At 60.2% G+C, this 12,835-nt stretch carries 13 protein-coding genes; 10 read left to right on the top strand and 3 right to left on the bottom strand.

The annotated features are described in order from the left end of the window. Both AC56DI_RS10815 and AC56DI_RS10810 read left to right on the top strand, forming a co-directional pair. Positions 1-908 (top strand): calcium-binding protein (locus AC56DI_RS10815; RefSeq protein ID WP_496346144.1); only part of this gene is annotated, 908 nt, incomplete at its 5' end. A gap of 126 nt (positions 909-1,034) precedes the next feature. Continuing rightward, positions 1,035-2,324, top strand: coding sequence for a M18 family aminopeptidase (locus AC56DI_RS10810; RefSeq protein WP_496346143.1), 1,290 nt, complete (start codon positions 1,035-1,037; stop codon positions 2,322-2,324). Positions 2,325-2,339: 15 nt separating this feature from the next. Here AC56DI_RS10810 and AC56DI_RS10805 read toward each other — a convergent pair whose 3' ends face one another. Then, the gene (locus AC56DI_RS10805; protein WP_496346142.1) at positions 2,340-3,056 is read right to left on the bottom strand and encodes a UTRA domain-containing protein; all 717 of its coding nucleotides are present in this window, start codon (positions 3,054-3,056) and stop codon (positions 2,340-2,342) included. Positions 3,057-3,354: 298 nt separating this feature from the next. Here AC56DI_RS10805 and AC56DI_RS10800 point away from each other — a divergent pair, with 298 nt between their 5' ends. The 8 genes from AC56DI_RS10800 (at position 3,355) to AC56DI_RS10765 (ending at position 10,478) form a co-directional block, all read left to right on the top strand. Continuing rightward, positions 3,355-4,413: an ABC transporter substrate-binding protein gene (locus tag AC56DI_RS10800; RefSeq protein ID WP_496346141.1), complete on the top strand. Its 1,059-nt coding sequence runs from the start codon at positions 3,355-3,357 to the stop codon at positions 4,411-4,413. Positions 4,414-4,540: 127 nt separating this feature from the next. Continuing rightward, on the top strand, positions 4,541-5,347 hold the full coding sequence (locus AC56DI_RS10795; protein ID WP_496346140.1) for an alkaline phosphatase family protein: 807 nt from the start codon (positions 4,541-4,543) through the stop codon (positions 5,345-5,347). Between the two features lie 20 nt (positions 5,348-5,367). Continuing rightward, the gene (locus AC56DI_RS10790) at positions 5,368-6,198 is read left to right on the top strand and encodes an ABC transporter permease (RefSeq protein WP_496346162.1); all 831 of its coding nucleotides are present in this window, start codon (positions 5,368-5,370) and stop codon (positions 6,196-6,198) included. After that, the gene (locus AC56DI_RS10785; protein WP_496346139.1) at positions 6,185-6,982 is read left to right on the top strand and encodes an ABC transporter permease; all 798 of its coding nucleotides are present in this window, start codon (positions 6,185-6,187) and stop codon (positions 6,980-6,982) included. The genes AC56DI_RS10790 and AC56DI_RS10785 overlap by 14 nt, the downstream gene beginning before the upstream one ends. Further along, a complete protein-coding gene (locus AC56DI_RS10780; protein WP_496346138.1) occupies positions 6,979-7,968 on the top strand; it encodes an ABC transporter ATP-binding protein in 990 nt (329 codons plus the stop codon). The genes AC56DI_RS10785 and AC56DI_RS10780 overlap by 4 nt, the downstream gene beginning before the upstream one ends. After that, positions 7,968-8,621: an HAD family hydrolase gene (locus AC56DI_RS10775; RefSeq protein ID WP_496346137.1), complete on the top strand. Its 654-nt coding sequence runs from the start codon at positions 7,968-7,970 to the stop codon at positions 8,619-8,621. The genes AC56DI_RS10780 and AC56DI_RS10775 overlap by 1 nt, the downstream gene beginning before the upstream one ends. A 172-nt stretch (positions 8,622-8,793) precedes the next feature. Beyond that, entirely contained in the window at positions 8,794-9,720 is a 927-nt protein-coding gene (locus AC56DI_RS10770) for an ABC transporter ATP-binding protein (protein WP_496346136.1), read from the top strand. Beyond that, positions 9,717-10,478, top strand: coding sequence for an ABC transporter permease (locus AC56DI_RS10765; RefSeq protein WP_496346135.1), 762 nt, complete (start codon positions 9,717-9,719; stop codon positions 10,476-10,478). Before AC56DI_RS10770 ends, AC56DI_RS10765 begins: the two co-directional genes overlap by 4 nt. Positions 10,479-10,538: 60 nt before the next feature. Here the strand turns inward: AC56DI_RS10765 and ahpF are convergent, their stop codons facing one another. Both ahpF and ahpC read right to left on the bottom strand, forming a co-directional pair. Continuing rightward, complete coding sequence (gene ahpF / locus AC56DI_RS10760; protein ID WP_496346134.1) at positions 10,539-12,092, bottom strand: alkyl hydroperoxide reductase subunit F; 1,554 nt, start codon at positions 12,090-12,092, stop codon at positions 10,539-10,541. Between the two features lie 155 nt (positions 12,093-12,247). Next, positions 12,248-12,811, bottom strand: coding sequence for an alkyl hydroperoxide reductase subunit C (gene ahpC, locus AC56DI_RS10755; RefSeq protein WP_324519285.1), 564 nt, complete (start codon positions 12,809-12,811; stop codon positions 12,248-12,250). Between the last annotated feature and the right edge of the window lie 24 nt (positions 12,812-12,835).

The following is a 12,835-nucleotide window of genomic DNA, read 5'->3' as shown; positions in this document are numbered from 1 at the left end:
TACTGAATGGCGGCATCGGTAATGACACACTGATCGGCGGCCTCGGTAACGACACCTATGTGGTCAATGTTGCAACCGATGTAATCAGCGAGACCAGCACTCTTGCCAGCGAGATCGACACCGTACAAGCGGCCGTCAGCTGGACGCTGGGGGCCAACCTCGAAAAGCTCCTGCTAACCGGAAGTGCCGTAATCAACGCCACCGGCAACACGCTCAACAACATCCTGATCGGCAATGCCGCCGCCAACATACTGAATGGCGGCACCGGTAACGACACACTCATAGGTGGCCTCGGTAATGATATCTACGTAGTGGATGTTGCAACCGATGTGATCAGCGAGACCAGCACTCTTGCCAGCGAGATCGACACTGTACAAACGGCCGCCAGCTGGACGCTGGGCGCCAACCTCGAAAAGCTCCTGCTCACCGGCAGTGCCGTAATCAACGCCACCGGCAATACGCTCAACAACACCCTGATCGGCAATGACGCCGCCAACATACTGAATGGCGGTACTGGCAATGACACACTGATCGGAGCTGCCGGAAATGATGTTCTGATTGGCGGAATAGGAACAGATAGATTGACCGGTGGTCTTGGCGCAGACCGCTTCGACTTCAATCAATTAAGTGAAATAGGCATCGGTGCCTTGCGCGACATAATTGCCGACTTCAAAACCAGCGAGCTGGACAAAATTGACCTATCAACACTCGACGCAAACAGCTCAAGCGCGGCGACTAACGAAGCATTCGCGTTTATTAGCAATAAAGCTTTTAGCGCCAACGCGACAGGCCAACTGCGCTTTGCTGACGGGATTCTATATGGCAGCACCGATGCTGATATTTCTGCAGAGTTTGAAATTCAGCTACTTGGCGTTTCAAACATGACAAGCGCTGACTTCATCGTTTGATGCACGAAGCCTTTGATAAGCCAGGCGTGAAAACGCATGGCTTATCAAACGTCTCAACCACCTCCATTTTCTGCGCCACTTAAGACGAATCCGTTAAACTCCGGGCATAACCGCCCGGAGTCCCCTATGCGCGACGTGCTGAATCAAGGTCTGATCGATTTCCTCAAGGCCTCACCGACCCCCTTTCATGCCACTGCCAGCCTCGCTCAACGCCTGGAGGCTGCCGGCTTTCAGCGTTTAGACGAGCGCCAGAGCTGGGCTGTCGAAGCGGGCGGGCGCTATTACGTGACCCGCAACGACTCCTCGATCATCGCCATCCAGCTCGGTCGCCGGCCCGTCCTGGAAGCTGGCCTACGCCTGGTGGGGGCTCATACCGACAGCCCGTGCCTGCGGGTCAAACCCAACCCTGAGCTGCACAAGCAAGGCTTCTGGCAGCTGGGTGTGGAAGTCTACGGCGGCGCCTTGCTCGCGCCTTGGTTTGACCGCGACCTGTCGCTGGCCGGACGGGTGACCTTCCGCGCCGGCGGCAAGGTGCAAAGCCAGCTGATCGATTTTCGCCTGCCCATTGCCATCATCCCGAGTTTGGCGATCCACCTCAACCGCGAGGCCAACCAGGGCTGGGCGATCAATCCGCAGAACGAACTGCCGCCGATCCTGGCCCAGGTTGCCAGCGAAACCGGGGCCGACTTCCGCGCCCTGCTGGCTGAGCAACTGACCCTGGAGCACGACCTCAACGCCGATGCCGTGCTGGATTACGAACTGAGTTTCTATGACACCCAGAGCGCGGCGGTGATCGGCCTGAATGGCGACTTCATTGCCGGCGCGCGCCTTGACAACCTGCTGTCCTGCTATGCCGGCCTGCAGGCACTTCTGACCGCCGACAGCGAAGAAACCTGCGTACTGGTGTGCACCGACCACGAAGAGGTCGGCTCTTGTTCAGCCTGCGGCGCCGACGGGCCGATGCTCGAACAGGTGCTGCAACGCCTGCTGCCGGATGCGGACGGCTTTGCTCGGGTCATGCAGCGCTCTTTGCTGGTGTCGGCCGACAACGCCCACGCCGTGCACCCCAACTACGCCGACAAGCACGACAGCAATCACGGCCCCAAGCTCAACGCCGGCCCGGTGATCAAGATCAACAGCAACCAGCGCTATGCCACCAACAGCGAAACCGCCGGGTTCTTCAGGCATCTGTGCCTGGAAAATGAAGTACCAGTGCAAAGCTTTGTGACCCGTAGCGACATGGGCTGCGGCTCAACCATCGGGCCGATCACCGCCAGCCGTCTGGGCGTGCCCACCGTGGATATCGGCCTGCCAACCTTCGCCATGCACTCGATCCGTGAGCTGGCGGGCAGCCATGACCTGGCCCATCTGGTCAAAGTACTCGGCGCCTTCTACGCTACCCGCGAACTGCCCTGAGCAACTGCCAGGCGCCTATTCCGGCACCTCGACGCTGACATGGATGGCGTCGTGGCGCCAGAACTCCAGATCGCAATCAATCACCCGCTTGTGCTGGTCGCGGTTGATGCGGGTGATGCGCAGCGCCGGGCTGCCCACCGCCATCCGCAAGGTGCTGGCGGCCTCGGCCTGCAGAGCAGTGGGCACCATATCGAAACGCACCCGACCGTAACGGATCCCATATTCGCTGGCATACAAGTCAGTCAGGGAGCGGGTCAGGTCAAATTCGAGAATGCCGGGGAAGTAGGCCGGATTCAGGTAATGCTCGACATACAGCACCAGTCGCCCATCAATCCGCCGCGCCCGACGCACTTGGTAAACGCTGGAGAACGCCGGCAACTCCAATAGCGCACATATTTCAACCGAGGCAGGCACCAGGCGTGCACTGAGCACCTCGGTGGCCGGCAGACGATCCTGTTCAGCCACCATGGCATGGAAGTGGCTGCGAACTAGGGGGTTGTAAGCCAGGCGTGGCGGCGAAACAAACCAACCGCGACGCTCCTCGCGATAAATCAGCCCCTGCGCTTCCAGTTGCCCCAACGCCTCACGCAAGGTGATACGGGTGGTAGCAAACAACTCACTGAGCTTGCGCTCGGCCGGCAGCTTGCCGGCCGCCGGAAGCAGACCGTGCTCGATTTGCTCCTGCAGTGCCCGGCAGATTGCGGTAACGGTTCGCGGTGCATCATCGCCCATCAACTAAGGCTCCATTCTGGGATAGACCAGCGCAAAAGTGCGCCACAACAGTGCTCAATATGACCATCTTATGCACAGCAAATGACTGATAGATGACATAAATCCATTTTTGCACGGGATATGCCAGCCGCCTCACTCCTCGCCATAAAGATGATCCACCCAGAGCCGCTGAGTGACAGCGTATTACTAGCCGTCATTGGTTAGAGGAGCACTGAAATAAAATCGTCATCTAAAGTGCATAGATTGGCCCGTGTATTGCTGATCTAGACCAACAACCCAACCTGCAAAGGAACTTCGCATGAAACGTCTGCTGCTGGCTTCACTGATGGGAACTGCTGTCGCCATGGCCACCCAGGTCATGGCCGGTGACGTAGATATCAAGGCACTCGAACAGGCGGCGCGCACCGAAGGCGCCATCAACAGCGTCGGCATGCCCGATAGCTGGGCCAACTGGAAAGACACCTGGGCCGACCTGAACAAACTGTATGCCCTCAAGCACATGGACACGGACATGAGCTCGGCGCAGGAAATCGCCAAGTTCGCCGCCGAGAAAGACAACGCCAGCGCCGACATCGGCGACGTCGGTGCGGCCTTTGGTCCCATTGCCGTGCAACAAGGCGTAACCCAGCCGTTCAAACCCAGCACCTGGGCACAGATCCCCGACTGGGCCAAGGATGCCGACGGCCACTGGATGCTCGGCTACACCGGCTCCATCGCGTTCATCGTCAACAAGCAACTGGTCAAAGACGTGCCCCACTCCTGGGCTGACCTGAAAAAAGGCACCTACAAAGTGGCCATCGGCGACGTCAGCGCCGCTGCTCAGGCCGTTAACGGCGTACTGGCCGCAGCGATCGCCAACGGTGGTAACGAGAACAACATCCAGCCAGGCCTCGACCTGTTCGCCGAACTGGCCAAACAAGGCCGCCTGGGCTTGTCCAACCCAACCATCCAAACCCTGGAAAAGGGTGAAGTGGAAGTCGGCATCGTGTGGGACTTCAACGGTCTGAGCTATCGCGAGCAAATTGACTCGAGCCGCTTCGAGGTACTGATCCCGTCCGACGGCTCGGTGATTTCCGGCTACACCACACTGATCAACAAGTACGCGAAAAACCCCAACGCCGCCAAGTTGGCCCGTGAGTACATCTTGAGCGACGCAGGGCAAATCAACCTGGCCAAAGGCAATGCCCGACCGATCCGCGCCGAGCACCTGACCCTGCCTGCCGACGTGCAGGCCAAGCTGCTGCCGAACGCGCAGTACGCCAAGGTTCAACCGATCAAAGATCCGAAAGCCTGGGAAGCCACGGCCAAGGCCCTGCCGCAGCTGTGGCAGGAACACGTGATCATCGAAATGGAGTAAGCCACCGTAGGATGGGTGGAGCGCAGCGATACCCATCGTTCCACCTACCTTGATGGGTATCGCCAGCTCAACCCATCCTACGCATATGGCTCCACCGAAAATCCGCAGCACAAGGAAGATGCACCCCATGAAACACAACGTCATCCTCGTGGTTCTGGATGGCCTGAATTATCAGGTTGCCCGCCATGCGCTGGGCCACCTGCAGGCTTACTGCGGCGCCGGCCGAGCCACCCTGTACAAGCTTGAATGCGAGCTGCCGGCACTGTCACGGCCGCTGTACGAATGCCTGCTGACCGGCGTAGCGCCAATCGACAGCGGCATCGTGCACAACGACGTGGTGCGCCTGTCCAATCAGCAGAGCATCTTCCACTACGCCCGCAACGCGGGCCTGAGCACTGCCGCCGCGGCCTACCATTGGATCAGCGAACTGTATAACCGCGCCCCCTTCGTAGCCGCCCGCGATCGCCATAGCGACACCCCGGAACTGCCGATCCAGCAGGGCCATTTTTACTACGCAGACCACTACCCGGACTCCCACCTGTTCGCCGACGCAGAAAGCCTGCGCGTGCGCCACAGCCCGAATTTTTTGCTGGTGCATCCGATGAACATCGACGACGCCGGGCACAAGTTCGGTCTCGACTCGCCGCAGTACCGCAACAGCGCGCGCCAGGCCGACCTGCTACTGGCAGAGTACCTGCAGCGCTGGCTGGACGCCGGTTATCAGGTGCTGGTGACCGCCGACCACGGCATGAACAACGACCGCACACACAACGGCCTGCTGGCCGAAGAACGCGAAGTACCGTTGTTCGTCCTCGGCGATGCCTTCAGCCACAACCCGAACGCCCAACCCAAACAAACCGAACTGTGCGGCACTGTCTGCCAGTTGCTTGGCGTGCCCCACGACAAACCTTTGTGCCAGGAACTGCTGACGTGATAGCCCGACTCACCACCGCCCTGCGCGGACGCTGGCTGGCGCTGCTGTGCCTGCTGCCGTTCGCCATTGTCTTTATCGTGTTTCAGGTCGCGCCGCTGGCTTGGGTCGCGGTGCACAGCCTGATCAACGCCGACACCTGGAGCCTGGCCAATTACAGCAAGATCTTCGCCTCGCGCTTCTATTTGCAGGCTATCCAGCACAGCCTGCAGATCGCCTTCTGGTCCAGCGTGATCGGCATGTTTGTAGCGATTCTCGGCAGCTATTCGTTGCGCCAGGTCGACTCCAAGCTGCGCGACTTCGTTATGGCCTTCTCCAACATGACCAGTAACTTCGCCGGGGTACCGCTGGCCTTCGCCTTTATCATCCTGCTCGGCTTCAACGGCACCCTGACCCTGCTGCTCAAACAGTCCGGGGTGATCAGCGACTTCAACCTGTACTCCAAGACCGGCCTGATCGTGCTCTACAGCTACTTTCAGATCCCCCTGGGCGTGCTGCTGCTCTACCCTGCCTTCGACGCCCTGCGTGCCGACTGGCGCGAGTCCGCGGCGCTGCTCGGGGCCAGCCCCTGGCAGTTCTGGCGGCATATCGGTCTGCCAGTACTGACCCCGGCGCTGCTCGGAACCTTCGTCATTCTGCTGGCCAACGCCCTCGGCGCCTACGCCACCGTCTACGCCCTGACCACCGGCAACTTCAACGTGCTGCCGATCCGCATTGCCGCCATGGTGGCCGGCGACATCACCCTCGACCCGAACATGGGCAGCGCCTTGGCGATGATCCTGGTCGGTCTGATGCTGGTGATTACCGCGGCGCAGCAGTGGCTGCTGAAGAGGAGCTACCATGTCGCGCGCTGAACTGACCGCCACCAGCCTGTATCACCGCACCGTGGTATGGCTGCTGTTGCTGATTCTGCTACTGCCGCTGGCCGGCACCCTGCTCTACTCGCTGTCCACCAGTTGGTCGGCAACCATCCTGCCGGATGGCCTGACCTTCAAGTGGTACCTGGCGCTGTGGAGCGATGAGCGCTTTCTGGCCGCCTTCGGCCGCTCGCTGCTGGTGTGCTGCGGCGCCCTGGTGCTGGCGGTGGTGCTGATTCTGCCGCTGCTGTTCGTCACCCATTACTACTTCCCCAAGCTCGACGGGCTGATGAACCTGCTGATCCTCCTGCCGTTTGCCGTGCCGCCGGTGGTGTCCTCAGTGGGCCTGCTGCAGCTGTATGGCTCAGGGCCGCTGGCCATGGTCGGCACGCCTTGGATTCTGCTCGGTTGCTACTTCACCGTGGCCTTGCCGTTTATGTACCGGGCGATCACCAACAACTTGCAGGCCATCAACCTGCCGGACCTGATGGACGCCGCCCACCTGCTGGGCGCCAGCACCTGGCAGGCGGCCTGGCTGGTGGTGTTGCCCAACCTGCGCAAGGGCCTGATGGTCTCGCTATTCCTGTCGTTTTCTTTCCTGTTCGGCGAGTTTGTGTTTGCCAACCTGCTGGTCGGCACCCGTTACGAGACCTTGCAGGTGTACCTGAACAACATGCGCAACAGCAGCGGTCACTTCAATAGCGCCCTGGTGATCTCCTACTTCTTCTTCGTGCTGCTGTTTACCTGGGCAGCCAACCGCCTGAACAAGGACCCGTCATGAGTTTCCTGAGCATTCGCGGCCTGCACAAACGCTACGCCGCCACGCCCATCTTCAGCGACATCAACTGCGAAATTGCCCAGGGCGAGTTCGTCACCCTGCTCGGCCCGTCCGGCTGTGGCAAATCCACCCTGCTGCGCTGCATTGCTGGCCTGACCGACGTCAACGGCGGGCAGATCCTTCTCGATGGCCAGGACCTGGTGCCCATTAGCCCACAGCAGCGCGGCATCGGCATGGTGTTCCAGAGCTATGCGCTGTTCCCCAACATGAGCGTGGCGCAGAACGTGGCTTTCGGCCTGCGCATGCAAAAGGTCGACAAGGCCGAAAGCGCCCAGCGCGTCGACGACGCCCTGCGCATGGTCGAGCTGCACGACTTCGCCAACCGTTACCCGCACCAACTGTCCGGCGGCCAATGCCAGCGTGTGGCCCTGGCTCGCTCGCTGGTCACCCGCCCACGCTTGCTGTTGCTCGACGAGCCGCTCTCGGCGCTGGATGCCCGCATTCGCAAACACCTGCGCGAGCAGATCCGCAGCATCCAGCAGGAGCTGGGTCTGACCACGATTTTCGTCACCCACGACCAGGAAGAAGCACTGGTCATGTCTGACCGTATCGTCCTGATGAATGCCGGCAAAATCGTCCAAAGCGGCGATGCAGAAACCCTCTACACCGCACCGGTGGACGCCTTTGCCGCAGGCTTTATCGGCAACTACAACCTGCTTGACGCCGATGCCGCCAGTCGCCTGTTGCAGCGTCCGATCAACAGCCGCGTGGCGATTCGTCCAGAGTCGATCCAGCTGGACACCAACGGCACCATCGACGCCCAAGTGCGCAGCCACAGCCTGCTCGGCAACGTGATCCGCTACCGGGTTGAAGCCTACGGCGTAGAGCTGCTGGTGGATGTGCTTAACCGCTCGCCCGCTGACTTGCTGCACAACGGCCAGGCCATTGCCCTCAACATCGAGGCTCAGGCCATTCAGGAGGTGGCGTAATGGCCCTGGCGATTTTTGACCTCGACGAGACCCTGATTGACGGCGACTGCGCCAGCCTGTGGAGCGCCTACATGGCGCAATTGGGCTGGGTTGACGGCGAGTCGTTCCTCAAGCGCGACAGCGAGTTGATGGCGCTCTACAGCCAAGGCCTGCTGGCCATGGAAGACTACATGGCCTTCAGCCTGTCACCACTGGTCGGCCGCACGGCAGCGGAAGTCGCCCATGTGGTCGGCCCCTTTGTCGAAGAGGTGATCGAGCCACTGATTTACAGCGATGCCTGCCAGTGCCTGGCCCGCCACCGCGCCGAAGGTGATCGGCTGCTGGTGATCTCCGCTTCCGGCGTCCATCTGGTGGCACCGATTGCCGAGCGTCTGGGCATCAGTGAAGTGCTGGCCATCGACCTCGAAGAGCAGCACGGCTGCTACAGCGGCAACACCCAGGGCATCCTCACCTACCGCGAGGGCAAGGTGAAACGCTTACAGGCCTGGCTCGTCGAACAGGGCGAGAGTCTGGAAGGCGCCTATTTCTACTCGGACTCACGCAACGACCTGCCGCTGCTCACCCAGGTCAGCCAACCCCGCGCCGTCAACCCCGATCCGGTACTGCGTGCCCATGCCGAACAGGCTGGCTGGCCGATTCTGCACTGGCGTTAGCACAAGACCGCTAGGATCTGTTGCCATTTCATTAGTGGCCGCGCCGGAGCCGGTAACAGCCCCTAGGGGGACAGCGCCATCTAAATCAGCCACACCGCCAATCAGCCAAGGCTGACTGGCGGTCAAGCCTGTTAATCTTGCGCATCCCTCCCCGCTCGTCCCAGGAGCTTCCGTGGAACCCGTTATTGCCATCCAGCAACTGAGCAAGACTTACGCCTCCGGCCACAGCGCGCTGCGCAACATCGACCTAAACATTCAAAAAGGCGAGATCTTCGCCCTGCTCGGCCCCAACGGTGCGGGCAAGACCACCCTGATCAGCATCATCTGCGGCATCGTCAACCCCGGCAGCGGCTCGGTGCAGGTCGGCGGCTATGACATCGTCAAGGATTACCGCGCCTCACGCTCGCAGATCGGCCTGGTGCCTCAGGAGCTGGTCAACGACGTGTTTGAAACCGTTTGGGCCACGCTGCAGTTCAGTCGCGGCCTGTTCGGCAAGAAGCCAGACCCGGCCTACCTCGAACAACTGCTCAAGGACCTGTCGCTGTGGGACAAGAAAGACGCGAAGATTTTTGAGCTGTCCGGCGGCATGAAGCGCCGGGTGATGATCGCCAAAGCGCTGTCCCACGAACCCTCGATTCTGTTTCTCGATGAGCCCACCGCTGGCGTCGATGTCGAGCTGCGCCGCGACATGTGGGCCATGGTTCGCCGCCTGCGCGAACGAGGCGTGACCATCATCCTGACCACCCACTACATCGAAGAAGCCGAAGAAATGGCCGATCGCATTGGCGTGATCAGCAAGGGCGAGATCATCCTGGTGGAAGACAAGCACGTGCTGATGCAGCGCCTGGGCAAAAAACAGTTGAGCCTGCAGCTGAAGCAACCATTGAACGAACTACCGGCAGCGCTGGCGTGCTACGCCCTGACCCTGGCCGATGGCGGCCATGAGCTGGTCTTCAGTTTCGACGGCCAGCGCGAGCACACCGGCATCCCCGAGCTGCTGCGCGACCTGGCAGCTAACGGCATTGACTTCAAGGACCTGAAATCCAGCGAAAGCTCCCTCGAAGAGATTTTCGTCAACCTGCTGAGGGCGCGCGCATGAACCTCTTCGCGATCCGTGCGATTTACCTCTTCGAGCTGGCACGCACTTGGCGCACCCTGCTGCAGAGCATCGCTACCCCAGTGATTTCCACCTCGCTGTATTTCGTGGTGTTCGGCTCAGCCATCGGCGCCAGCATGACCGAGGTGCATGGCATCAGTTACGGCGCCTTTATCGTGCCGGGCCTGATCATGCTGGCGATGCTCACCGAGAGTATTTCCAACGCGGCCTTTGGCATCTACATGCCCCGTTATTCGGGGACGATTTATGAAGTGCTGTCAGCACCGATTTCGCCCTTCGAGATCGTCGTCGGCTATGTCGGCGCGGCAGCCACCAAGTCGATGATTCTTGGCCTGGTGATCCTCCTCACCGCCCGCCTGTTCGTCAGCTTCGAGATTGCCCACCCGCTGTGGATGGTACTGCTGATGGCCCTGACCGCCGTGACCTTCAGCCTGTTCGGCTTCATCGTCGGCATCTGGGCCGATGGTTGGGAAAAACTGCAGGTGGTGCCAGCACTGATCGTCACCCCGTTGGCGTTCCTCGGCGGCAGCTTCTACTCCATCAGCATGCTGCCGCCGGTGTGGCAGACCATCACCCTGTTCAACCCGGTGGTGTACCTGATCAGCGCTTTCCGCTGGAGCTTCTACGGCGTGGCCGACGTCAATGTTGGCCTCAGCGTGGGCATGACCCTGGGCTTTCTTGCCCTGTGCCTGGTGATCGTTAGCTGGATGTTCCGCAGCGGTTATCGGTTGAAGAATTAGCCTGCACTGCAAACAAAAACGCCCCGGCAGATGCCGGGGCGTTTTGCATTGCGCAGTCGCTTAGCTGCGGATCAGGTGGTCGAAAGCACTCAGGGAGGCTTTGGCACCTTCGCCTACGGCGATGACGATCTGCTTGTAGGGCACAGTGGTCACGTCGCCGGCAGCAAAGATGCCGGGGATGTTGGTGCCGCCCTTGGCGTCGACGATGATCTCGCCACGCGGGCTGAGCTCCACCACGCCTTTCAACCAGTCGCTGTTGGGCAGCAGGCCGATCTGCACGAAGATGCCTTCCAGCTCGACGGTGTGCAGCTCATCACTGTTGCGGTCCTTATAGACCAGGGCGCTGACCTTCTGGCCATCACCCAGTACTTCAGTGGTCAAGGCGCTCTTGATGATGGTCACATTGCCCAGGCTGTTGAGCTTGTTCTGCAATACCGCATCGGCACGCAATTGGCTGTCGAACTCGATCAAGGTGACATGGGCGACGATGCCGGCCAGGTCAATGGCCGCTTCCACACCGGAGTTACCGCCGCCGATCACCGCCACACGCTTGCCCTTGAACAGCGGGCCGTCACAGTGCGGGCAGTAAGCCACGCCCTTGCCACGGTATTCCTGCTCACCCGGCACGTTCATCTCCCTCCAGCGCGCACCGGTGGAGAGAATCACGGTCTTGGCTTTCAGCGTCGCGCCACTTTCAAACGTCACTTCATGCAAGCCGCCGGCATGGCTGGCCGGAACCAGGGCCGTGGCACGCTGCAGGTTCATGATGTCGACATCGTATTGCTTGACGTGCTCTTCCAAGGCGCGGGCCAGTTTCGGCCCTTCAGTTTCCTGCACCGAGATAAAGTTCTCGATGGCCATGGTGTCGAGCACTTGACCGCCAAAACGCTCAGCAGCAACACCGGTACGGATGCCTTTACGGGCGGCGTAGATGGCCGCTGAGGCGCCAGCTGGGCCGCCACCGATAACCAGCACGTCGAAGGCGTCCTTGGCGCTGAGTTTCTCGGCGTCACGGGCGCTGGCGCCGGTGTCGATCTTGGCGAGAATTTGCTCAACTTCCATCCGGCCCTGGCCAAACAGTTCGCCATTCAGGTAGATGCTCGGCACCGACATGATCTGCCGAGCCTCGACTTCGGCCTGGAACAGCGCGCCGTCGATGGCCACGTGGCGAATATTGGGGTTAAGCACGGCCATCAGGTTCAGCGCCTGGACCACGTCCGGGCAGTTCTGACAGGACAGCGAGAAATAGGTCTCGAAGTTGAATTCGCCTTCGAGGTTTTGAATCTGGGTGATCACATCCTGGGCCAGCTTGGACGGATGGCCGCCCACTTGCAGCAAGGCCAATACCAGGGAGGTGAACTCGTGACCCATCGGCAAGCCGGCGAAACGCAGGCTGATATCACCGTCCGGGCGATTGAGGGCAAACGACGGCTTGCGGCTGTCGTTGCCATCAGTGCGCAGAGCAATTTTGTCGCTCAGGCTGACGATGTCATTGAGCAGACCAAGCAGCTCTTCGGATTTCGCGCTGTCATCGAGGGAAGCGACGATCTCGAACGGCAGAACAACCTTTTCAAGGTAAGCCTGCAACTGGGTTTTAAGAGTGGCGTCCAACATGACTGCGATTCCTATGACAAATTTTGGATAAACAAACGCCCGGACGGATCGCGCCCGGGCGTTCGGGCGCCTTTGAGAGCCTTGTAAGGCTCCGGCAGGCGAAAAATGGAGTAAGAGCTGCTAACGGTTTTAGCGCAGCAGCCCCGAAGCCACTTTTAGATTTTGCCAACCAGGTCCAGAGACGGAGCCAGGGTCTTCTCGCCTTCTTTCCACTTGGCCGGGCACACTTCACCTGGGTGAGCGGCGGTGTACTGGGCAGCTTTCAGCTTGCGCAGGGTTTCCGACACGTCACGAGCGATTTCGTTGGAGTGGATTTCTACGGTTTTGATCATGCCTTCCGGGTTGATCAGGAAGGTGCCACGCAGGGCCAGACCTTCTTCTGGGATGTGCACGCCAAACGCATTGGTCAGGGCGTGGGTCGGGTCACCGATCAGCGGGAACTTGGCTTTGCCCACGGCTGGCGACGTTTCGTGCCATACCTTGTGCGAGAAATGGGTGTCGGTGGTAACGATGTAAACTTCGGTACCGGCCTTCTGGAACTCGGCGTAGTTGTTAGCCGCGTCTTCAATTTCAGTTGGGCAGTTGAAGGTGAAGGCAGCCGGCATGAAGATCAGTACCGACCACTGGCCTTTCAGGCTCTGCTCGGTGACTTCGATGAACTTGCCGTTGTGGAAAGCGTTGGCTTTGAACGGCTGAACTTGAGTGTTGATCAACGACATTGAGTGGTTCCTCATTGGGGTTAG

The organism is Pseudomonas sp. BGA-UO-ETr-WB11 (genome assembly GCF_059567785.1).
Note: the sequence above shows the minus strand (reverse complement) of the source record. Positions and strands in the feature narration are given on the sequence as shown.

Bases quoted from the DNA above. Each gene is read 5' to 3' on its own strand.
- AC56DI_RS10810 (WP_496346143.1), top strand. From the start codon at position 1,035: ATGCGCGACGTGCTGAATCAAGGTCTGATCGATTTCCTCAAGGCCTCA.
- AC56DI_RS10805 (WP_496346142.1), bottom strand. From the start codon at position 3,056: ATGGGCGATGATGCACCGCGAACCGTTACCGCAATCTGCCGGGCACTG.
- AC56DI_RS10800 (WP_496346141.1), top strand. From the start codon at position 3,355: ATGAAACGTCTGCTGCTGGCTTCACTGATGGGAACTGCTGTCGCCATG.
- AC56DI_RS10795 (WP_496346140.1), top strand. From the start codon at position 4,541: ATGAAACACAACGTCATCCTCGTGGTTCTGGATGGCCTGAATTATCAG.
- AC56DI_RS10785 (WP_496346139.1), top strand. From the start codon at position 6,185: ATGTCGCGCGCTGAACTGACCGCCACCAGCCTGTATCACCGCACCGTG.
- AC56DI_RS10780 (WP_496346138.1), top strand. From the start codon at position 6,979: ATGAGTTTCCTGAGCATTCGCGGCCTGCACAAACGCTACGCCGCCACG.
- AC56DI_RS10775 (WP_496346137.1), top strand. From the start codon at position 7,968: ATGGCCCTGGCGATTTTTGACCTCGACGAGACCCTGATTGACGGCGAC.
- AC56DI_RS10765 (WP_496346135.1), top strand. From the start codon at position 9,717: ATGAACCTCTTCGCGATCCGTGCGATTTACCTCTTCGAGCTGGCACGC.
- ahpF (WP_496346134.1), bottom strand. From the start codon at position 12,092: ATGTTGGACGCCACTCTTAAAACCCAGTTGCAGGCTTACCTTGAAAAG.
- ahpC (WP_324519285.1), bottom strand. From the start codon at position 12,811: ATGTCGTTGATCAACACTCAAGTTCAGCCGTTCAAAGCCAACGCTTTC.